16 protein-coding genes and 1 pseudogene are annotated in these 23,034 nt (G+C 41.6%); 8 read left to right on the top strand and 9 right to left on the bottom strand.

Annotated elements, in window-relative coordinates:
- The first annotated feature begins 5 nt into the window (after window positions 1-5).
- The 5 genes from FNW02_RS27845 to FNW02_RS27825 all read left to right on the top strand — a co-directional run bounded on the left by FNW02_RS27845 (window position 6) and on the right by FNW02_RS27825 (window position 7,757).
- Complete coding sequence (locus FNW02_RS27845; RefSeq protein ID WP_191760715.1) at window positions 6-1,169, top strand: ATP-binding response regulator; 1,164 nt, start codon at window positions 6-8, stop codon at window positions 1,167-1,169.
- A gap of 586 nt (window positions 1,170-1,755) precedes the next feature.
- Complete coding sequence (locus tag FNW02_RS27840; protein ID WP_225225936.1) at window positions 1,756-2,529, top strand: helix-turn-helix domain-containing protein; 774 nt, start codon at window positions 1,756-1,758, stop codon at window positions 2,527-2,529.
- Entirely contained in the window at window positions 2,432-5,158 is a 2,727-nt protein-coding gene (locus tag FNW02_RS27835; protein WP_191760714.1) for a peptidase domain-containing ABC transporter, read from the top strand. The genes FNW02_RS27840 and FNW02_RS27835 overlap by 98 nt, the downstream gene beginning before the upstream one ends.
- 157 nt (window positions 5,159-5,315) lie before the next feature.
- A complete protein-coding gene (locus FNW02_RS27830) occupies window positions 5,316-6,839 on the top strand; it encodes an HlyD family efflux transporter periplasmic adaptor subunit (protein WP_191760713.1) in 1,524 nt (507 codons plus the stop codon).
- Window positions 6,840-6,989: 150 nt separating this feature from the next.
- Window positions 6,990-7,757 (top strand): peptidylprolyl isomerase, encoded by a 768-nt coding sequence (locus tag FNW02_RS27825; protein WP_191760712.1) that lies wholly within the window; start codon window positions 6,990-6,992, stop codon window positions 7,755-7,757.
- Between the two features lie 22 nt (window positions 7,758-7,779).
- On the opposite strand, the gene FNW02_RS27820 is transcribed toward FNW02_RS27825, so the two are convergent.
- From FNW02_RS27820 to FNW02_RS27785, 8 genes are all read right to left on the bottom strand, one after another.
- The gene (locus FNW02_RS27820) at window positions 7,780-8,847 is read right to left on the bottom strand and encodes a T3SS effector HopA1 family protein (RefSeq protein ID WP_191760711.1); all 1,068 of its coding nucleotides are present in this window, start codon (window positions 8,845-8,847) and stop codon (window positions 7,780-7,782) included.
- Window positions 8,848-8,863: 16 nt separating this feature from the next.
- Window positions 8,864-10,048: an aminoglycoside phosphotransferase family protein gene (locus tag FNW02_RS27815; protein ID WP_191760710.1), complete on the bottom strand. Its 1,185-nt coding sequence runs from the start codon at window positions 10,046-10,048 to the stop codon at window positions 8,864-8,866.
- 338 nt (window positions 10,049-10,386) lie between these two features.
- Entirely contained in the window at window positions 10,387-10,590 is a 204-nt protein-coding gene (locus tag FNW02_RS27810; RefSeq protein ID WP_191760709.1) for a bacteriocin, read from the bottom strand.
- A gap of 827 nt (window positions 10,591-11,417) precedes the next feature.
- Window positions 11,418-12,500 carry a T3SS effector HopA1 family protein gene (locus FNW02_RS27805; RefSeq protein WP_191760708.1) on the bottom strand — a complete coding sequence of 361 codons (1,083 nt, stop codon included), beginning with the start codon at window positions 12,498-12,500 and terminating at the stop codon, window positions 11,418-11,420.
- Window positions 12,501-12,529: 29 nt separating this feature from the next.
- Window positions 12,530-13,687 carry a phosphotransferase family protein gene (locus FNW02_RS27800; protein WP_191760707.1) on the bottom strand — a complete coding sequence of 386 codons (1,158 nt, stop codon included), beginning with the start codon at window positions 13,685-13,687 and terminating at the stop codon, window positions 12,530-12,532.
- 281 nt (window positions 13,688-13,968) lie between these two features.
- Window positions 13,969-14,952 carry an ABC transporter ATP-binding protein gene (locus FNW02_RS27795; protein ID WP_191760728.1) on the bottom strand — a complete coding sequence of 328 codons (984 nt, stop codon included), beginning with the start codon at window positions 14,950-14,952 and terminating at the stop codon, window positions 13,969-13,971.
- Window positions 14,953-15,380: 428 nt separating this feature from the next.
- Entirely contained in the window at window positions 15,381-17,027 is a 1,647-nt protein-coding gene (locus FNW02_RS27790) for an ABC1 kinase family protein (protein ID WP_191760706.1), read from the bottom strand.
- A gap of 404 nt (window positions 17,028-17,431) precedes the next feature.
- Entirely contained in the window at window positions 17,432-18,496 is a 1,065-nt protein-coding gene (locus FNW02_RS27785; RefSeq protein ID WP_191760705.1) for a mannose-1-phosphate guanylyltransferase, read from the bottom strand.
- A gap of 115 nt (window positions 18,497-18,611) precedes the next feature.
- On the opposite strand from FNW02_RS27785, the gene FNW02_RS27780 reads away from it, so the two are divergent.
- Both FNW02_RS27780 and FNW02_RS27775 read left to right on the top strand, forming a co-directional pair.
- On the top strand, window positions 18,612-20,123 hold the full coding sequence (locus FNW02_RS27780) for an LCP family glycopolymer transferase (RefSeq protein WP_191760704.1): 1,512 nt from the start codon (window positions 18,612-18,614) through the stop codon (window positions 20,121-20,123).
- Between the two features lie 64 nt (window positions 20,124-20,187).
- On the top strand, window positions 20,188-20,694 hold the full coding sequence (locus tag FNW02_RS27775) for a pentapeptide repeat-containing protein (RefSeq protein WP_191760703.1): 507 nt from the start codon (window positions 20,188-20,190) through the stop codon (window positions 20,692-20,694).
- A gap of 94 nt (window positions 20,695-20,788) precedes the next feature.
- Here the strand turns inward: FNW02_RS27775 and FNW02_RS27770 are convergent.
- A pseudogene (locus FNW02_RS27770) lies at window positions 20,789-21,076 on the bottom strand (hypothetical protein); the annotation flags it as partial.
- Window positions 21,077-21,376: 300 nt separating this feature from the next.
- Between FNW02_RS27770 and murJ the strand changes: the two are divergent.
- Complete coding sequence (gene murJ, locus FNW02_RS27765; protein WP_191760702.1) at window positions 21,377-22,981, top strand: murein biosynthesis integral membrane protein MurJ; 1,605 nt, start codon at window positions 21,377-21,379, stop codon at window positions 22,979-22,981.
- Window positions 22,982-23,034 lie beyond the last annotated feature (53 nt).

Here is a 23,034-nt window from a genome sequence, read left to right as displayed (position 1 = left end):
AGATTATGGTTGTGAGCTACTCAGTAAAAATCCTATTAATTGAGGACAGTTTAGCAGAAGCTAGATTGTTAAAAGAGTTTCTGAAGCAAGCCCAGTCCCAAGAGTTTACTTTGCTTCATGTGAAGCGATTGGGGGAAGCACTCAAGGAACTAAGTGAATGTACGTACGATGTTATTTTATTAGATTTAACCCTTCCTGACAGCCAAGGACTGTCATCTCTGCCCCCTCTGATTAGCCAAGCTCCAGGTATCCCGATTGTTGTACTAACAAATACAAACGACGAGGAACTGGCAATTGAAGCAGTGCGGCAAGGGGCACAGGATTATCTAGTCAAAAGGCAGGTAAGTGTAGATGCCTTGGTTCGCTCCTTGCGTTATGCAATTGAGCGCAAGCAGGTTTTGGAAACATTACGCACGGTCAATGAGACTTTACAAGTCCGGGTTGAAGAACGAACTGCTGAACTGGTGAAAGCTAATGAACTTAACCAGTTTAAATCTGAATTTGTCTCAATGCTCTCTCATGACATCCGTAATCCCCTAAATACTATTCTTTTAGCTGCTGGATTGCTACAAAACCACGACGAAAAATTGACCAAAGAGAAAAAGCTGGATCATTTGCAAATGATTCGTGCAGCGATCAAAAACATGGCGCAGCTTTTGGATGAGGTTTCATTTATAGGTAAAGCCGATTCCGGTAAACTCTGGTGTGAACTCATCTCTATGGATTTGGAAGCTTTCTGCCGTCAACTGGTCAAAGAAGCTCAATTGATAGCCGCAGAGAAGCATCTAACTCTGGAGTTTGCTAGTCTTGGTGAATTGGGCGAGTCTGTATGGGATGAAAGCCTGTTGCGGCATATTTTAGGCAATTTGCTAAGCAATGCTATTAAGTATTCACTACCAGGCGGCATAGTACGTTTTGAACTAATTGGTCAGGAAAAAGCAGTAATTTTCCGAATTCAAGATTGGGGAATTGGCATTCCTCAAGAAGACCAAAGGCGACTGTTTCACCCTTTCCAGCGTGCTGACAATGTCGGAACCATTCCCGGCACTGGCTTGGGGCTAGCAATTGTTAAAAAGTGTGTTGACGCACACGGAGGCGAGATTGTAGTTAATAGTCAAGTTGGAATAGGCACAACTTTTACAGTCACCCTCCCTTTAATTGAAGATTAAGTTGTTAGGCAGCAATCCGAGCTAAATTCAATTCATAATTCCTGCTAATCCTCCCACGTAAATACCAAATCTTTGTCATCGTCAACGACGAGGTGGAATCAGAGTCATTTTTTCTCTATTTGTAGCTAAAGCAGCTAACGTTACAGCAATATCACTTAGATTAAGTCTTGAGATTCAAATATTTACAATGTGTTAATTTTTACATAATTTATTTTATGTAAAATATGGCTATCTTTTGTAGCAATTCTTAAATTTAGTCAAGATGAAGCAAGGCGATCGCCAGTCATAGTTAATCAGGTAGGCAAGGTAAATCAGAAATTCATTGAATATTGAAACGGCTCACTCTCGTCTCAATTTATTCCTTCATAATTATTTATAAAATACTTTTTATACTAATAAGTTATAATATACAGTGGTTATACAGAGAATGTAACTTTTAAACAAATATTTTAATATTGAAAATTTAGCGATTCTTCTTCGGAATTTACAAATACGATGTGTAGCTTGATATATGCCTGCAAAGAGCAACATCTACTGTTAGGGTAAGAACTAGCACCTGAAAGACTAATTTTGAGGTGCTTGATCAATGATGTCTCAAGCAGAAAACATTCGTGTGTATGCAAAACTAGTAAATTCTACTTATATGTTTGACTACCAAGCGAAACCCGAAGTCATGTATCCAAGTGCAGCTGGTGGTAAATGTTTAACACCATTTCAGCGGAAACTACTGCTAGAAAGTTTGCATAAGAGTTTACCTGAATCCTATCGCCAACGACTTGAAATCATGTTGTTGGCAGATGAGGGAAAAACGCAAACGGAAATTTGCCAAACCTTGGGGTGTTGTGCAGCAACAGCACGACATTGGATGCACATAGCGCGGACGGGGATGGCGCATCAATGGCAAGATTGTCCCATTGGTCGTCCTAAAGCTGTAAATGATCAGTATTTAGAGCGTTTGAAAGAATTGGTTAACAGTAGTCCCCGCAATTATGGCTATTCTTTTCGCCGCTGGACAGCCAACTGGCTTGGGAAACATTTGGCGAAAGAACTTGGGATTGAAGTGAGCGATCGCCACCTTAAACGACTGCTCAAACAGCTGGGGTTATCCACACGACCAAAAACCAGCAATCCTGAAGAAAACAGTATTCAGCAAACTCACAGAGCAAATATTTTAATTAGTGACCTCAAGTCAGTAAATATTCCAGATAGTTCCGAATTTTTACCGATAAACTTCGCAAAATTAGGAAAAGATTCAGATATTCATGGCGCAAGATATATCCGCTCCATTGCTTTCTCTGCAACAGTTAAACAATACTCTGGGACATTCTCTTTCGACAGAGGAATTTCAACATTGTCTTAAACAAGTTAAATTTATTAACCCAAAAGTCGGCAAATTCTGGCAAGGAACTGATGTTCAACCAGGCGTATGTATTGCGATCGCTGGTAAAGTCAGGCTGCTAGATAGTACCGATGAGTTAATCACCACCTTAGAGGCGGGAGAATCTTTTGGGGAATTTACCTTGTTTAACGAAGTTGACTTCAGACCCTATGCTGCAAGAGCTTCAGTAAATTTGCAACTATGCTTTGTTCCTGGTGAAGTGCTTTGGCCATTAATGGCTAAATATCCCCAAATTCGTGAGCATTTGTGGGCTAAGGCGCTATCTCGCAATCCCCAAGAAGACTCACATAACCCGCCACTACTGCCATCTGACTCAAAACTGCCGCATGAAACAAACATTTTGTCAACCCCAGCAGTAGAGCGACGCCAGAAAAAGATTAGCAAAGCCTATTTTCCCAACTCCACACAGCGAGTGGGGCATTTATTACAGCGTGTGATGCGGCGCTATCCGTTTTTTGCCCAACAGAGTGGATCGGATTGTGGTGCAGCTTGTTTAGTGATGGTGTCTCGTTATTGGGGGAAAAACTTTAGTGTAAATCGCCTGCGGGATATCGCCAATGTTGACCGCAATGGCTCGTCGCTGCGGGGATTATCAGCGGCGGCGGAAAGTATTGGGTTTACTACGCGACCTGTGAAAGCGAGTCTTGACCAATTGGCAAAGCAAAAATTGCCTGCGATCGCCCACTGGGAAGGCAAGCATTACATCGTCGTCTACGAAATTACTCGCAAACACGTCATTATAGCCGACCCTGCGATCGGGCAACGCAGCGTCAGCCACGCCGGATTTAAAGCTAACTGGACTGGTTACACATTGCTGCTGCAACCAACAGCCATGCTAAAGGATACCAAAGAGACTTCTACTCCTTTTTGGCAATTCTTTGAGTTGATGAAGCCTCACTCTTTAGTGATGCTAGAGGTATTAATTGCTTCGGTGTTTATCCAGATATTTGGACTTGTTACCCCTCTATTTACTCAGTTAATTTTAGACCGTGTAGTGGTGCAGCGTTCTGAACTAACCTTAACAGCGGTGGGGTTAGGGTTACTAATTTTTAGTTTATTCCGGGTGGCGATGACAGGGTTGCGGCAATATCTGTTAGACCACACGGCGAATAAGCTCGATTTAGCGCTGATTGTCGGATTTATTCGCCATACCCTGCGGCTACCGTTGAGTTACTTTGAGTCGCGTTATGTGGGGGATATTATCTCTCGTGTACAGGAAAACCGCAAAATTCAACGCTTCCTTTCCGGTGAGGCGTTGTCCATCCTCCTGGATTTAGTCACTGTCTTTATCTATTTAGGATTAATGTTTTGGTACAGTTGGAAAATGGCGTTGTTGGTGTTAGTGATTGTACCGCCTTTTTTCCTACTGGCATTGATTGCTACACCTTTTTTACAAAAGATTTCTAGGGAAATATTTAATGCTGTTGCTAATGAAAGTAGCTATCTAATTGAAGCCCTTTCTGGTGTGCGAACGGTTAAATCCACCGCAGTGGAACAGACAGTGCGTTGGCATTGGGAAGAGTTATTAAGTAAGGAAGTAAAAACTAACTTTTCCGGGCAAATTATTAGCAATCGCCTGCAAATATTCAGCAACACAATTGAAGCAGTGATAACTACCGTATTACTGTGGTTTGGGGCATACCAAGTGATTCACAACGAGTTAACCATTGGGCAATTGGTGGCATTTAATATGTTGCTAGGAAATATTATTAGACCCTTCCAACGATTAACAGTTTTGTGGAATCAATTGCAAGAAGTTGTGATTGCCGTGGAACGCATTAATGATGTGTTGGATGCGGAACCAGAAGAGGATTTGCAGCACCAAGTACGGCAATCTTTACCACCCATTCAAGGTAACATTCGCTTTGACAATGTGACATTTCGCTATCATCCCGAAAGCGATATCAATGTTTTAGAAAATCTCAGTTTTGAAGTACAGAGTGGTCAAATGGTAGCTCTAGTGGGACGAAGTGGTTCAGGGAAAACCACGATTTCTAAGCTGGTTTTAGGGTTATATCCCCCCACAGATGGCAAAGTCTTGATTGATGGACAGGATATTACCAGTATTTCATTGCGTTCTCTACGCGAGCAGATTGGGGTAGTCGATCAAGATACCTTTTTGTTTGGCGGAACGATTCGGGAAAATATTAGCTTGGCACATCCTGGGGCAACTTTAGCAGAGATTATTGAGGCGGCGCGATTGGCGGGTGCTGATGAGTTTATTAAAAAGTTACCTATGGGTTATGAAACCCAGATTGGTGAAGGAGGTGGGATGTTATCTGGAGGACAGCGACAAAGAATTGCGATCGCAAAGGCGTTATTAGGCAATCCTAAGCTACTGGTTTTGGATGAAGCGACTTCCCATCTAGATGCTGAGTCAGAAAGGATTATTCAGACGAATTTAAACACAATTCTCAAAGACAGAACCACTTTAGTAATCGCCCATCGTCTTTCAACTGTGCGGAATGCAGATTTGATTTTAGTGCTAGATCGCGGCGTGTTGATTGAGAGTGGGACTCACCAAGAGTTGATGGCGAAGCGGGGACATTATTTTTATCTCAATCATCAGCAGATGGATGTTGCAGGGTGAAAGAAGAAGACAGTTCGGATAAGACTTGATCCCCCCGGCTGCGGCGACCCCCTTAACAAGGGGGTAAATAGGAGAGAAAGCCCCCCTTTTTAAGGGGGGTTGGGGGGATCTCCGATGTCCCCACTCCCAAAATCCCAAATTGATATCAGGAAAAATCATGCCAAACACGTTGAATGGAAGGGTTCAAACCCAAATCCATGAGGTAGAACAGTGCGAAGAAATTTTAAAAGAGCAAACACCAGCTAGCTCAATTGATGATTGGGCTTACGCAACCAAGGATTTACTTGATAGTTTGCCCCAGGTTTGGACAAGGGGATTACTGTATTTTTTGGTGGTGTTTGTCTCGATCATTTTACCTTGGGCGATGCTATCTAAGGTGGATGAGACGGGTACGGCAAGAGGGCGACTTGAGCCAAAGGGAAAGACAGTTAGGCTGGATGCTGCTGTGGCGGGTACTGTTGCCGAAATTCGCGTAAAGGAAGGTGATTCAGTTAAAGCTGGGCAGACTTTATTGGTGTTGGAATCAGAATTAGTTAAAACGGAAATGCGGCAGGCACTGGATAAATTGGAGGGACAATTAAATCGACTTTCTCAGTTAAATTCATCTAAAAGTCAGTTAGTTGTATCTTTGACAACGCAACAGCAACAAAATCAATCTCAACAGTTAGAAAAGCAGGCTCAAATTGATCAAGCGCGACAGAATATGAACGCTCTTAGGAATTCCTATGACTTACAAAAAGATGAAAAATTAGCTCAAGTCAATCAGGCACGGCAAACTCTTGAGCACAGTCAAACAGCTAATAAATTAGTAAACAGTAGTTTGACGAGTACCGAGCGAGAAGTTGAACGCTATCGCAGTCTTTGGCAGTCAGGGGTTGTTCCAGAAATTAATGTTGTGGAGAAGCAAGATATAGCTAAAGACAAGCAACAGTTATACGAACAAAATCAGTCCGATATTCAGCAGGCTAAACTACGTTTGATAGAACAACAAAGTAGTTATGAGCGGACTATTCGGCAAGCAAATGCAGATATTGAGCAGGCACAATTACGATTGGAAGAACAGGAAAGGAGTTATCAGACTTTGACTCGTTCCAGTAAGCTAGCTGTGTTAAAAATCGACGAACAACAGAAGAATTTGGAGACAGAAATTACTACGCTTCAGGCAGAAATTGCTCAAAGTAAGAGTCAGATTGTCTCATTAAAATTTCAGTTAGGACAACGAGAGTTAAGAGCCACCGTGAATGGTAGAGTGTTTCAGTTACCAATACAACGGGCTGGGTCTGTAGTACAGCCTGGGGCAATGATTGCGGAGATTGCACCCCAAGGTTCGCCTTTAATAATTCGGGCGCAAATGGCGACAACTGAGAGTGGTTCTTTACGAAAAGGATTGCCAGTTAAGGTAAAGTTTGATGCTTATCCGTTTCAGGATTATGGCGTGATGGAAGGAGAATTGTTAGAGATTTCTCCTACTACCGTAGACGTGGAAACACCTAATGGAAAGATGGCAGCTTATGACTTGGAAATTGCCCTAAAACAAAATTGTATTCCCTCGGCAAATAAGTGTATTGCCTTGCGTCCTGGGGATACGGCGACAGCTGAGGTAATTGTCCGCCAGCGCCGGATTATTGATTTTCTACTTGATCCATTTAAGCAGTTGCAGCAGGGTGGGGTGAAATTGTAGGTATTTCACAGTACTTATGCATTTATAAACCTAACCCCCCCTTGTTTCCTAGTGAAGGGGAAGAAAAAAGCCCCTTTCTTATTAAGAGAGGGGTTGGAGAAAGGTCAGCATTTCACGTTTTATTTCGTCTATCTACTTAGAAGAAACATCATGTCTCAAACTATCACGATTACCAACGAAGACATTCTTGAGCAAGTCAAGATATCTGGCAAAATTCCTGAGATAATTGAAGAGATTGTCACCCGCAAGGTTGTAGAAAACGCCGCAGATAAGGCGGGTATCAAAGTAGAGACTGAGGAAATTCAGAAAGCAGCAGATCAATTGCGATTAGTGAATCAACTTCAAAGTGCTGATGATACTTGGGCGTGGCTAGAAAAACAAGGTCTGTCTCTAGATGATTTTGAAAAACTGAATTACAGCAACTTAATTAGTAATAAATTATTTCGGCATCTATTTGCAGATAAAGTTAAACCCTATTTCTTTCAACATCAACTAGACTATGCCCGTGTAGTGTTATATGAGGTTATCTTAGATGACGAAGATTTAGCGATAGAGCTTTTCTATGCCATCCAGGAGGGTGAGTTGAGTTTCTATGATGTTGCTCACAAATACATCCAGGATATAGAGTTACGTCGAAAAGGTGGGTATCGGGGGATAGTGTATCGTCAAGATTTGAAGCCAGAGATTTCTGCTGCTGTTTTTGCAGCTAAACCGCCGCAGCATCTCAAACCGATTGTTACTTCTAAGGGAATACACCTGATTTTGGTGGAGGAGATTATTCAACCGGAATTAGATAATGCCCTATACCAAAAAATTGCTTCAAATTTGTTTTCTGAATGGCTAAAGCAACAAATTGCTCAAGTTGATGTTGTTAAGCAGTTAGACTCTTATTGTTTAAGCTCTAATTCCGAATCCTAACCTTAAGTCCTACTCTGTTGGCTTAGTTTAACGGTGTGTAGATGTCTTCAGAGTCAGGATTGAGATATGGACGCTCTAGGTCAATCTTAAAGTAGTCGAAATGTTTGAGTATATATTTCATCCGAGCTTCTTGTGATTCATTACCATTCTTATGAGCTTCTAGTAAAGCATTGGCAACAATTTGGCAGCGGTTCCATCCGAAAGTTTCCGAGTATTTAGACAGTAATTTAGGATGAGGATGTTCGGCTAATCCAATTCCAGGCGCAAGTACCTTAGTAAATATGGGAACATCCTCCTGAAAGTGGGATTTTGTTTCTGAATAAATAATTTGTAAAACTTGACGAATTACTTCGTAATTACTCCGATGAAATTGGATAAATCCTGAATCATAACGTTTGTAATTTAAAGGATTATGTAATGTTTTAAAAACGAAAGGTACTTTTATTTTATTCAATATTGTTGTTATATGCTTCATAGCTATAATTGCCGCTTCTGGAGCAAAGTTGAAGTAAGTAAACACTACTTGGTTGGAAGGATCTTTCCAAGTGGTAGCATCAGGTTCGTCCTCTCCAATTACTGTATATAAATCCCTTTCGATATTGCTAGATGGCATTAATACTGAGACAGAATCATTAACTGTAGCTGACTGATCTTCTAACTTAAGATGGCGGTTTCGTTGAATGTGAAGAGTAACTCTGTCGTATTCCACAGCAAGACTACCATCAGTTTCTTGTCTCAGAACGTGAAAGTCTGGATGAAAACAACCTTTACTATTATTATTTATTTCTAGCTGTTCGTAGAATTGCCAATCTACTTCTGTTGAAGCTATCTTCTTTAAAGTTTGGTCATTTGTCTGAAGTCTTTGACTTACTTCTTCCACAAGTGAACCTTCGTAGTGAATTTCATATATCAACTTTGTTAATAGTAACTTTAAAGACTTGTCTTGAATATCTTGAGGCATTTTTTGCAGATGTGTTACCGTGCCAATAGGAATTTCTAGAGGAGGAAAGCCAGAATAACTGATACGAAAGTTGGAAGATTCTAGTCTAATCTTGTTAGCAATTTCCACCAAAATTTGTAGTAACTGCATATAGTTGCTCTTAATGCTAATTGATAGAGGGTAGTCTTGAGTTAATGAGTTCTAATTCTGTTGTATTAAGAACAAAGCTAAAGGATTCGTCTGGTTGGCATAGTAAGCTCTTTGCTACTTGAAGCATACAAATACCTTGATTATCAAAGCCTTTATGAGACTGAATTCTCCCCATAATTTCAGAAATTAAAGCAAGACCAGCGAATTGAATAACTCGCCTAAGAAAGTCAGGACGGTCTTCTAAAACTTTGGGGTAAGTCTTGATGTAAGCTTTGGTTATAGCTATAGTTGATGGGCGAACTACTTCCAAAGGGATTGTAGCTAACTGTAGAGATTGCTTCAGTTCAATGGCAGGATGTACAGTTATACTGTTGAGCCATACCAGCAAATAGCCAGCAATCACTGTTCCTAAATCACAAGCCGGGTCGCCCCAGCTACACTTTTCCCAGTCAATAAACTTAATTAGGCTTTCATCACAACACTCAGTTGCCAATAATAGCCTCTCCCACTGTCTATATATCAGAATCTTATTTAACAGAAGGTTATTGTGGGTTAGGCAGCAGTGGCGATGATGAACTACAAGCTCTGTAACTGCTTTTTTAAGGTTTTCAAAGCGTTGATAAAAAGCAATAAACTTGAATCCCTCTGCTGGGAATTTAAGTAAACTCTCAGGATCAATCTGGTCTAAAAGATAGTTAGAATAGGGAAGCTGATAGCAAAACTTACCTTCTTTTACCTTCGTGATAAAATTGTAGCAATCTTGAGAATTCATAGTTTCAAGATGCAGTTTTGCTAAGTTAGTTCCAATTGCCTCAGCGATGGACGTTGGAAAAGTTCTAGCATTATCGTAATAACTATCTAAATTAATATAATCAGCAGAGTGTTTGTAGATTAGAATCAAGTTGCTCTCATCAAAATGAACCATTTTTGGAAGCAACGATGAAGCGTAAACTAAATTGGGACATAAATGCATAAATGAGAAGATATCATGCTCATTATAAATTTCATTACTAAAGTTATGAATTTGGTGATAAGACTCTTGCTTAACAACTAGCTTGCTGTCATCTGCTACATTAAGTGTCCAGTGTAAGTTTTTACTATGTTTATCATCAATTGTAATAACTTCTAGGTCACTTTGTTGGCATATATCAGCCTCTATTAAATAATTAAATAAGTTTTGATAGTTCAGTCTAATGGTCACAGATAGTCTCCTTTCAGTTTTCTTATTGGACTCATGTGGTATATCCGTATGAACGCTAACTTTTCCTTTTAAAGCCTGAAACCGCTGCTGATGATTTTACCGAAGTGTGATTCTCATCCATTTAGTGAGCTGGTCACGATAATCAAGCCAGGGTAAAAGTGGCTTGGAGTTGTCTCCAAAGCCACAAAAATAATTGAAAAAATCATTTGACTGCAAGTTTGAGTTAGCCCTGCTTAAAAAGGAGGTAAAAGAAAGTTATGAGCAAGCCTTTTTAAGGAGGGATCTTTAAAAGATTAAAACGTTAACCAAACCATATTAACTCAGCTATCCTAAACCAATTATACCTCAGAGACTGCTTGCACATCATGATTACAATGGCACGCAATACTTAGAAGGCTACTGAGAGCGAAACCTCTCGCCGCTTCAAGACCGCCAAGTATATTACTAAGTTCATCGTCGTTTAATTCATTCAGTAAATCTTCCGAATCTGCGAACAATTCAGCGCCAGCAGGTTCAATGTCATTAATCTTAATATCAGCCATTTGAGTTTAGTCTCCAATACAATTGTGTTAGTGATTAGGAATCAAATAATCTTATTTACTTCCTGATTACATCCTATTAAAAAGACTTGAAGATGCCTAGACATTTCAACAGAGTTAAAAGACCATAAAAGTTACAGATTTAGATAAAACTAGTCGGCTATTTATGGTAAAAATCTATTTTTTTAAACGATTGTAGAAGTAGATGAGCTTGAGGAAAAACAAAATTAAAACAGTTATGTCTCCATAGATTTTGAACTAGCCAAAAGCCACAAAAAATCAGCCCAAGAAGTCTCTTAGACTGAACGATAAAAATTTAGAGCTATTTCATTCTGGTAGTAGCAGCAAACCCTATTCTATTCGCTACAATCTGTCTCACTCAGGTGAGACGTGCTGCAAACTGCGCGATCGCTTTCCATACTCACTCTTAAATCAGCTCTCTCGTCAATCCCTGAGAGTCGCAAACACTCAGCGTTGATATCCAAACTCTAGGCTGCTCAACAGATATTAAATGGTTGCATTGCCAAAAATGCGTAGGCGTTGGCGTAGCCTCTCGTAGAGAAGCCCGTCGTAGACATCGCCTCAATTCTGTAAATTCAATGAGTCTGACATACTCATATTGTACTTACCAGGCTAATTCATAGTTATGAGGTAACATGACTACGCCGATATCATCTAATCCAGAAACGGTAGAAACCAAGCGGCAGAACTTCAACATTACTCCAGAATAAGAAGCAAAGCTCAACTGGCTACGTGATGCGATCGCAGCTACCTAATACCAAAGAAACAATCCTGCGCTCCATTAATTTAATTGTTACTTAATGGAACTACTAATAAATATCCTCTGAATTAGCATTGACATAAGGGCGCTGCAAGTCAACCCCCAAAAGAGAAAATTGCCCAGCAATAGCCTTCATCCTCCCCTCTAGCGAGTCGTCCCCTTGATACCAAGCCTCCAGTAACCCATTCGCCACAATCTGACAACGATTCATCCCAAAGCTCTCCTGAACACCAAACTTTTGGTTTGGTTCTTCTGCCAACCCTAACCCTGGTGCAAGTTGCATAGTGAATAGCGGCACTTCCGGCTGAAAATGCGATTGGTTTTCTGTATAGACAGCCTCAAGGACTTGCCGGACAGCTTTATAGTTACCTTTTTCAAAGTACAGCACCCCTGAATCGTAACGCTTGTAGTCATCTGGGTTATACAGCACCTTAAAGTGGAAGAAAATGGGAATGGCATTCAGCCGCCGTGTCAGGCTACCCATAACTGCCACTGCACCTTCAGGGCTGAAGTTAAAGTACACCCTTACCAGATTTTTATGACTTTCAGATGTGATATTGCTAGCTGCCATGTAAAAGCCATTTTGCACCAGATTCTTCGGCATCTTGATAGCCACAGAATCACCTACCACAGCTGCTTGTTCAACAGTTTGAAGATGCTTATTGCGTTCAATATGCAGTCTCAAACCGCCTTTAGTAACGGCTAAACTACCGTCTATTTCTTCTCTCAAAATAGACCAACCAGGGTCAAAGTAGCCGTCTCCAAAATTACTTTCATGCAATTGCTTATAAAACCCCACATCTACCCCTAAAACAGTATTATTCTCCAAATCTAGGGGCAATCCATTTCCCTCGCCATCTAGTGCCAACGTACTTTGCATAGAACCGTTGTAATAGATACCGTAAAGAAAACTTCGCAATTGCAGACTCAAATATTTCTGTTGCATCTGGGTTGGCATCTTCTGAAAACGTTCAACTGCCTCAGATGGTAATTCCAAAGGTTTGTAATCTGGATGGTGGATTGAGAAATCAGATTTTATCTCAATTTTCCGAACAATATCTTGCAGAACATCCAGTAATTGCCCAGTTAAACCAGCCTCTAGCTGAGTTTGAGGAGAATTTAATAATTGCATAACTATTTATTTAGTAATAACAAAATGATTTAAACAGCAGAATTAGTCAGGTAATTTAATTCAACAGCAGCACCAAAAATTGTTGGCATTGATTGTACAGGACGGCTTAATAACGTCTTAGCAACCTGAAGCATAGCAATTCCCATATTGCCAAAAGATTTTTGATATTGAATCATCGCCTGAATCTGTTGAATCAAAGCAAAACCTGTAAATTGTACCACCCGTTGTAAGAAATCAGGGCGGTGTTTGAGAATTTCTGGAAAAGTGTTTAAATAAGCTTGGGTTAATGTACTAATTGAAGGCTGAAGTAGTTCTAAAGGTGTTATTGCCAAGCGAAGAGACTCTTCAATACTCAAAGAATTACTAATAACTAAGCTACCCAGCCAGATTTGTACATAGCTGCCAATAAGTGTTCCTAAATCAAAAGCTGGATCTCCCCAAGTTGAGCGTTCCCAATCAATTAGCCGGACAATATTGTTACTGGAATCCTGCCAATCTTTGTACAGGAGAATATTATTTAGTTTTAAATCATTGTGGGTGAGACAAGAGGGCGTTACAGCATTAGCCAATTGGGCGATCGCCTGCCCCAAGCTATCATAACGTTGATATAGAGCAAAAAACTTTAACCCATCGCCAGGAACTAGTCCAAAAATTTCCGGTTCAACCCGTTCTAACCTCCGAACTAAATGTGATACTTGATCAGCCATTAAATTATCTGAATTTTTAGAAAAGAATTCCTGATATTCTTGGTGGTTGAAAGTATCACGATGGATAGTCCCTAAAATATTCCCAATTGCTGTAGCGATTTCTGTTGTAAAGCTATTTTCCTTGGTGTAGAAATCCATTAAATCCCGATAATCATCTAAATATCTAAAGACAATAATGGAATTTTCTCTATCAAAATGCAGTACCTCTGGTAAGAATGAGCGGTAGTTGCCCAGGTTTGGAAATTGTTGTAAAAACTCTTGAATTCGCCACTCACTTAAAAATTCACCAGCCGCTTTCCCTTCCTGATTAAGCCGTTCTTGCTTGACAAGCAGTTTACGACCATTTGTCAAAGTCAGTAGTAAATTAAAGTTTTTGGCTATAACTGGTTCTATCTTACTGGGAGATTGCTCGGACTGATTACATAACCCCTGTTCAACTAAATAATCAAAAACATTATGATGATTTAGGCTAAATGTCATAAACTTTGAACGTATGAATTAGCTGTTAATTAGAGGAAATAGTAAAATTATTTAATCATATTTGCCAGCTTTTGCATCTAAATAAATAAAAGAATTATGGCAAATTTGTGCATTAAATAAAACATTTATGTCCCTAAAACATTACTAATTAATATGCAATTTTTAATGCTAATCCACTCCTGAATTCTTTCGATTCAAATCCACGTCAGAAGATTCCGGCGCAAAGCGCTAAGGTAGCACTGGCTCCCTAATTTTAATTATGGGGATTTACTTATTCCCTGTTAATACACAACACCCGCCTGAAAAACTCGTCCAATCACTTCTTCTACAGGCGGTTCAGTGACGGTTAGATCAACTACCTCTAAATCTGCCAAAATCTGAGATACAGTACGAGTGAGCGCCTCTCGCGGCACCATATAACGCACCGATCGCCCTTCTAAGAACTGTACATCACCGTAAGACATGAGTTTTTCCACCGATAGTGGTTGGGCTAACTCGACATAAACTTCTCGGTAAGGAGCAAAACGTTCTAGCAGTCCATCTAAGTTACCGTCATACATTAATTTACCCTGGTGAATCAACAGCACTCGTTGACACAAAGCTGTGATGTCAGCCATGTAATGACTTGTCAACAGCACTGTTGCCTGATATTGCTGGTTGTACTCTCGCAAAAAATTGCGTACTCCTACCTGAGCATTGACATCTAGTCCTAGAGTCGGTTCATCCAGAAATAATACATGGGGACGATGCAAAAGTGCTGCCAATAGTTCGGCCTTCATTCGTTCACCTAAAGACAGCTTCCGTACTGGTTGGGTAAGCTTCCCTTCTAAGGAAAGCATCTCTGTTAATTCTCCCACCCGCCGCTGAAACTCTTTATCAGAAATGTTGTATACAGCGGCGTTGATTTTTAAAGAATCTAACGCTGGTAAATCCCAAATTAACTGCTGCTTTTGTCCCATCACCAAAGTGATTTTTTGCAAAAATGCTTCGTCACGACGAAACGGAACGTGTCCAGCTACTCTGACTGTACCGCCAGAAGGATGAATCAGACCCGTCAACATTTTGAGTGTAGTGGTTTTACCAGCACCATTTGGCCCCAAAAACCCTACAACTTCACCCGGAGCAATTTCAAAGGAAACATCCTCAACTGCTTTAATTGAACGGTAGGTGCGGCGGAAAAAGTGGGTAATCGTACCTTTAATTCCTGGCTCTTTGACCGCCACCGGATAAAATTTACTTAGCTTTTCTGCAACGATAATTGGCATATATTTTATATTAAAACCACAGATATAGCGTTTCCTAGCCGGTTGAGGTACAAATCTATCGGTGTTTATCGGGAGGACACTGCGTTGCAAAGAGAAGTCTGAGCGGTTCGCGTTGGCGCAGCCTCTCGTAGAGAAGGCTTTGCGCTGCGCTATCCGTTGGCGATCGCGCAGCGTGTCGCAGACAAGCCTCTCGTAGAGAGAGAAGGCATCAGAACTTCGGAGGGTTCCCCGTAGCAAGTGTCCGTTGTTTATCTGTAGTTAATTACTTCTTCTGTACCTGACTCAAGTAAGAATTGCTATAAACACTGATAATTTATCTGTATTTATCAGCGTTCATCTGTGATTCCAAACACTCAAACACAGATTTTTGCAAGCAACAGCTATCATGATTTCCTATGGTGAGTATTGCTCAGTTATAAAACATAGGTTTACCGTAAACGTCCTGATCGCAAAGTACTAATAATTAACCACAACCCCAACAGACTAGCGACTGTAAATAGGATGGTGCTTAAAAAAGATAGCTGAGTTGTCTGTGCTTTCGTAGAAATAATTGCCGCCCCCATAATCAGCGAACCCACTAAAATGCTAAATGAGAGTCTATTGGCTGCATCGTCCATAGTGCGACGTACGCCATCTAACCCTCTGAGTGATAAATTCCACTGTAAGGTTTCCGAGGTAACTCGGTCTAGTAACAATTCAACCTGACGGGGAGATTGTAGAGAGAGACTTTTAATATCCAACGCTGCTCTAAGAAGCGATCGCACTGGATTATCGCCGAGTAACTGACGGCGAAACAAGTCTGTGATTAATGGCTTGACTTCATCAAAAAAATTCAGCTCCGGGTTAAAGGTACGCGCCACCCCCTCTAAGTTAGCCAGGGTTTTGGCATACAAACCCATGTTGCTGGGTAAGCGAATTTTATTATTGCGAGCAACCTGTAAAACTTCATAAATTATCTGACTGAAGTTTATTTCCGTGAGGCTGACATTGTGATACTTTCGCAACATGCGATCGTAATCATTTTCTAAGCGTGACAAAATTACTGGCTGACCGGAATCTGATAGCTGCAAAGTTAACTGAGCGCACCTTTGAGCATCTAAATCCACGATCGCCAACAACATTTCTGTCAATATCTGCTGTGTACGGGGATCAAGTCGTCCCACCATGCCACAGTCTAAAAGCGCTACGCGACCATCTTTAAGATAAAATAAATTTCCTGGATGGGGATCAGCGTGAAAAAAGCCATCTATATATAGTTGTTGAAAAAAAGCGCGAAATAGCAGAGTAGTGATTTCTTGACGTTCTACTGCGGGGTCTTTACCGTTATTACTGCTGTTCAAATCTGCCAACAGAAAAGGCACTCCGTCCAGCCACTCCATTACCAGTAATTTTTCTGTAGTCAAATCCCAATAGATTTCGGCAACTACTATTTGGGTAGGATCAAACCAGCGACTACGGGATAAATTGCGCCGCAATTGGTCTGTAAAACCAGCTTCCCGCGTGAAATCTAACTCGGCTTCTAGGGCTTTGGTAAATTCTTCAGCAATAGATTTGATTTCGTAGGTTTGTCCAAAATCTGTACGCGCTACTAAATCAGCAATCCCTTGAATTAAGGCAATATCTTGGGCAACAGTAATATCAATTCCCGGACGCTGTACCTTCAGCGCAACTTCTCGACCGTCTGCAAGTGTGGCTCGATGTGTCTGGGCAATTGATCCCGCCGCTACTGGGATGGGATTAATCGTACTAAAAGTTTCTTCTAGCGATCGCTTTAGTTGTTTGCGAATGACTACTTCTACATCTGACCAGGGAACTGCCGGCACTTCATCTTGTAGGGTTGATAGTTCCTCAATGTAGGCGGCGCTAAGTAAATCTGGGCGGGTAGAGAGTAGCTGACCGAGTTTGACATAGACTGGCCCCAAATCCACCAGAATGTTTTTTAAAACAGCAGGTGTGGGTAGCTGGGGTTCATCAGCTTTGCCACCAGTCAGTAGCCTTCGCATATAGTCCCAGCCATTGCGAAGGAATACTTCAATGATTTCTCGTTGACGGGGAACAGTTTGTGTGAGGAACATTGTTATAAGGTGCCAAGATGCAGAGGAGTTAAAGGGGTAAACAGCAGGGGACGACAATACAGCGGTGAATCTAGTTTCGGCGGTTGTTAAGGTTTTACTAGATATGGCACAGTCTTTGAATCTTTGTATGGAGATTGTACGGCTTCGTGGAGCTTCTGTTGACTCAGCATTGGTTTAACCTAATTTGAGCAAGAATCACCGCCGTGTCAGAGGCGATGAGGACAAAAGAATCCTTTGACCGGAGAAATATACTTTTGATCAGCAGCAATAGAATTAATGGCCATTGTTTTAGCCAGAGGCTCAAAGCTGATGATTTCCATAACTTTCAGATAAAACAACAGACAGTCAAGTTATAATAGAAAAACAGACTTTTTCGCCTCTGCCAAGGGTTTTAACTTTTACATCTACAGCAGGTCGGTAAATCGGGGATCGTTTTGGAGAGTTTTGAGGATCTGCTTAATTTCTTGCGTGCGGTCTTTTTTAACCACAAGGGTAACATTGCGATCGCGCACAATCACCACATCCTCTAAACCAATAGTAACAACCACATCTTCTGGATTTGAGGCATAGACAATAGCCCCCTGCGTATCTAATCCCACATGGGTAGCGAGTTCCACATTGGGAGTCTCTTCTTTTTTAAGTAAGCGTTCGATCGCATTCCAATCTCCTAAATCATCCCAACCAAACTCCACTGGTAAAACGTATGCTAGAGTGGTCTTTTCCATTAGCGCATAGTCTATACTCTTCTTAGGCAACTGGGGATAGATATCAGCACCGTGTTGTTCTAAAGGTTCGATAATTTCTGGAGCATGGGTATGTAGTTCCTTGAGAACAACCCCAGCCCGAAAAACGAACATGCCACTATTCCAGCTAAAACGTCCCGAAGATAGAAAAGTTTCTGCCGTTTCACGGTTGGGCTTTTCAGTAAAGCGGTTGACGTGATAGGCTGGCAACTCATTAAAGCTACCTATTTTTTCACCTTGTTCAATGTAACCGTAGCCGGTTGATGGAAAAGTAGGCTTGATCCCCAATGTGACAATCGCTTCTGTGCTTGCCGCCAGTTGTGTAGCTGCACTTAATGTGTGTGCAAACGCCTTTTGGTCGGCAATCCAGTGGTCAGCAGGGAAAAAGCCAATAACAGCGTCTTCTCCATAGCGTTGTTTGATTTCTAAACTTGTCCAAGCAACAGCTGCGGCAGTGTCCCTTCCTTCTGATTCAATCAGCAAGTTTTGAGACGGTAGTTCGGGTAGTTGTTGTCTTACCCCTTCAGCTATCTGATTAGAAGTTATCACCCACAAGGAATCACAACTGCCCACGAGATCTATCAATCGATCGGCGGTTGCTTGTAATAGGCTTCTAGAACTACCATCGAGACTTAAAAATTGCTTGGGTCGGTCTTTGCGGCTTAGGGGCCAAAAACGTTCACCTTTACCACCAGCAAGTATTACAGGGAACAATAAAGTATTCATGTTGTCATACACACGTACCGAAGAACATTACAAGTTTACAGTGAGCTTTTGCACTGGCAATATTTGTAGCTTGCATTAACATACTTTTAGTGAGTGGTTGAGTGGGGAGATAATCGTGATCAAACAAGTCAAATGGTCGGAAAATCCGGTCACATCTCAGCAAATAGCAGAATTTGAAAATGAGGTGCGATCGCAACAAGTTCAAACAACGGAAAATCAGGTAACGCCTGCACCAGCGTCCGATTCAGAGGCCGAGGTAATACCACAAGTCAATAATTCTCGTAGCGTCGTCGAATCTGTGGGCGCGATTCCCAACCAGCTTTATGAGAGACTGGGCTTGACCATGCCTCAATGGCTGTTGTGGATATTGACGGTTGTCTTAGGAATCATCTTATCGGGGTTACTAGTTTCGACTTTAGCGCTGTGGACTCCGTTATGGAGCAACTTAGATCGAACAGATGAAGATTTAGGAACCGCTGGGAAAGATGAGCAAAAAATGCCACTACCTGGGGAGTTATGGAGCAAACTCTCTCAGTACCAGCTATCACGACCGATGAATATTTTAATTATGGGAATTGAACCAGTTAACGGTACTGTTGATGGTTCACCAGAAAGCTTTGCTGGTAAAAGTGATACTATGCTGCTTGTCCGGCTAAACCCCGGCGATAAATCTGTACGTGTGCTTTCGATCCCCAAAGACACGATGATCGCAATCCCAGAAAAGGGAGAGCAAGGATTAACTAAAGTATCGGATGCCAATGCCCAAGGCGGCCCAGTCTTGGCAGCGCGGGTAGTCAGCCGTACTTTAAATAATGCGCCCATTGATCGCTATATCCGGATCTCCACCAGCGGTTTACGGCAGTTAGTCGATCAGTTAGGCGGGGTAGAGGTGTTTGTTCCCAAATCAATGGAATATAAAGACACCGCCAGTCGGCTGTCGATTGATTTAGTTAGTGGCTGGCAAACCCTTAACGGTGAACAGGCAGAACAGTTTGCCCGGTTCCGCGAAACAGGGTTAGGAGATTTACCAAGAGTGCAGCGACAGCAAGCACTAATAGCAGCTTTGCTGCAACGTCTCAACAGTCCTACTGTCTTACCTAGGTTGCCTCAATTAACTCGCTTAATGCGAAAATACTTTGACACCAACCTGAAGATGGAAGAAATGATGGCGTTGGTGAACTTTGGCCTCAACCTAGAACGAGATAATTTTCAAATGACCGTGTTGCCTGGTGCATTTAGCCGTTTTAGCAAAGACCCTAATAGCTATTGGCTGAACATGACTGGACAACAGAGCCTATTGAATGATTATGTTGGGGTGAATGTACCTGGTCTAAAGCCAGATATGCGCCGGGTTCCTAACCTCAAAATTGCTATTCAAAATGCTTCTAATCAACCTCAGCTAACTGAACAAGTTATTGCTTATCTCAAACAGAAAGGCTTTACTAATATTTACAAAGCACCCGATTGGCCTGATACCCAACGTCAAACTCAAATTGTTGTTCAAAAAGGGAACCGACGAGTAGGAGTTGACTTGCAAAAAGTCTTAGGCTTGGGTCAAATAGAAGTGTCAGCGATCGGCGATTTAGAATCTGACCTGACAATCCGTATTGGGAAAGATTGGAAATAATTAAGAGTCAAGGGTCAAGGGTCAAAATTAATTACTCTGGACTTTTGACTCAAAAAATAAAGTTATGAAAAAGATTTTACTTCGATGCTTCAGTTTGATTGTAATTTTTATGCTGGCTTGGTTGTGGATATTACTTAGTTCAAAACCAGCTCTTGCTCAAATCAACACAATTAACTATAACAATATCAATTTAGAGAATCGTGACTTTTCTAACGCTGATTTGGCAGGCGTAACCTTTGTAGCGGCGGAAATGCGGGGTACAAATTTCCAAGGAGCGAATTTAACAAACGCAATTCTCACTAAGGGAGTTTTATTAAAAGCAAATTTGGAAAGCGCGAACCTGACAGGTGCTTTGGTCGATCGCGTCACTATGGACGGTGCAAACCTGAAAAATGCCATTTTTACAGAAGCAACTTTAACCCGCAGCCGCTTTTTCGATGCTGATATCACTGGCGCTGATTTTACAGACGCTTTGATTGACCGCTATCAAGTTTCGTTAATGTGCAAACAAGCTGATGGGATAAATCCAGTGACAGGTGTTTCCACGCGGGAGAGTTTGGGATGTCGCTAGGGCGTGTTATCAATTCAACCAGATAACAGAAGCAGCTAAATAAATTGCACCCAAAAAGTTGGTGGCAGTAAACGGCGATCGCGTGCGTGTTCTTCTACGCACTCTGCTGTATAGCCAGATGGACAGCTTCTACATCAACATTGAGCTGTTGAGCAATCTGTTCTACACTCATTCCCGTTTTTAGCAACAGGGGGACGGTAACTTTCAACATTTCAGCTTCTCGTTCTTCCCGACCCTCAGCTTTTGCTTCCTGATAAACCCTGGTTTGCTCTAAAGTAAGTCCCAGCACAGCTTCCACTTCCTCTCTACTCAAAGACGAAAACTTGTAAACAGCAATTGTGGTAATAATATCTATTATTTCGTTTCTTGGCAGTGCGACTGTTCAGGACGGTAATCAACGATTTCAAAAATTAACCCAGGAAAACGCTTAAAAATTTGGTAATAAATGGAGTCACGTTTCACTAAAATATCCGAAGAGAGGCTGGTTATTCAGTATTAATTTTAAAAAAGAGATTGAGAGCTAAAACGCATATCATTATAACAATCTCAGGAATTCAATTTTGAGCGATCGCACTTAAAATGATTACTATGACTAATTTGTCAAAATTTGCCTGACAGACTGCGGGATTTAAAGTTAAATGTTTTAAGATATGCACTCTGCAAGAGTTGTCGGGTATTATTCGTGACTAATCAAGAACAAAAACCTTCTCGTTCATTCGCTGGAATTGCTGGTATTGTTGCCGCAGCCACATTAATTAGTAAAATCTTTGGTTTAGTACGGCAGCAAGCGATCGCTGCCGCTTTTGGTGTTGGTGCTGCTGCTACTGCTTATAGTTATGCCTACGTTATCCCTGGCTTTCTATTTACAATCTTAGGTGGTGTGAATGGGCCAATTCACAGTGCGATCGTTAGCGTATTAGCTAAGCGTAAGCGAGAAGAAGCCGCTTCCCTTGTAGAAACAGTCACAACGCTGGTGGCTGGATTGCTGTTGCTAGTGACAGTTGCTCAGATTTTTTTGGCAGATGCGATCATTGATATTGTCGGTCATGGGTTGGATGCGACAACCAGAGCGATCGCTGTCCAACAAATCCAGATTATGGCCCCAATGGCACTATTTTCTGGCTTAATTGGCATTGGCTTCGGTACTCTCAATGCAGCTAATCAGTATTGGTTGCTCTCCATTAGTCCTCTATTATCAAGTATTACTGTTGTTATCGGCATTGTTATCTTGTCTATGCAACATGGCAAAGATATCATCAAGCCGGAATACGCTTTTATTGGTGGCATGGTATTGGCTTGGGGAACCTTAGCTGGGGCAATCCTTCAGTGGTTGGTGCAGCTAGTTGTGCAGTGGCGGTTGGGACTTGGGACATTACGTCTGCGGTTTGATTTTAGATCTCCCGGTGTCCAAGAAGCTATTAAAATTATGACCCCGGCGACTATTTCTTCAGGCATGATGCCGATTAACTTTGCTACCGTCCTTTATTTTGCCAGTCCTATTCCTGGTGCTGCTGCGGGCTTTAACTATGCCAATTTGCTTGTGCAAACTCCCCTAGGCATTATTTCTAACATCATTTTGTTGCCTTTATTACCGATATTTGCCCAACTTGCCGCTCCAGAACATTGGCCTGATCTCAAACTACGTATTCGCCAAGGATTACTGCTGACTGCTTTTACTATGTTGCCTCTGGGAGCGCTGATGGTGGTGCTAGCTGTACCCATTGTGAAAATAGTATATGAGCGGGGTGCTTTCACACAAGACGCCACACAGTTAGTTTCATCCCTGCTAGTCGCTTACGGAATTGGGATGTTTGCCTATTTGGGGCGTGATGTTTTGGTTCGGGTGTTTTATGCTTTGGGTGATGGACAAACACCTTTTCGCATTAGTACTTTTAATATCTTTCTTAACGCCGCACTAGATTGGGCTTTAGTTGGGCCTTTTGGCGCTCCCGGTTTGGTGCTGGCAACGGTAGGCGTAAATTGTAGTTCAATGTTGATGCTGTTATTTTTACTCGATCGCAAACTCAACGGTTTACCCTGGCGTGAATGGAGTGTGCCAATTTTGGGTTTAACTGCGGGTAGCGTCGTCGCTGGGTTAGCAAGTTTTCTCACTCTTGTTATTTGTCAGCAGTTACTAGGTAAAGAAGGTTTACTAATTCTGCTGTTGCAGTTATGTATATCTGGCTTCGTGGGGATCGCTGTGTTTGCAGCGATCGCTTCATGGATGAGAATACCAGAGGTGAATAGTTTTATATCTCGTCTGCGTCAGCGTTTTTTGAAGAAATAAGCTGCGTGTAGTTAGCTCCCCGACTTCTTCAAAAAGTTGGGGAGCTAGCTTAT

Source organism: Komarekiella delphini-convector SJRDD-AB1, assembly GCF_014831675.1.
Classification (GTDB): domain Bacteria; phylum Cyanobacteriota; class Cyanobacteriia; order Cyanobacteriales; family Nostocaceae; genus Komarekiella.
The sequence above is the reverse complement of the archived record's forward strand: the minus strand, read 5'-3'. Positions and strand labels throughout refer to the sequence as shown.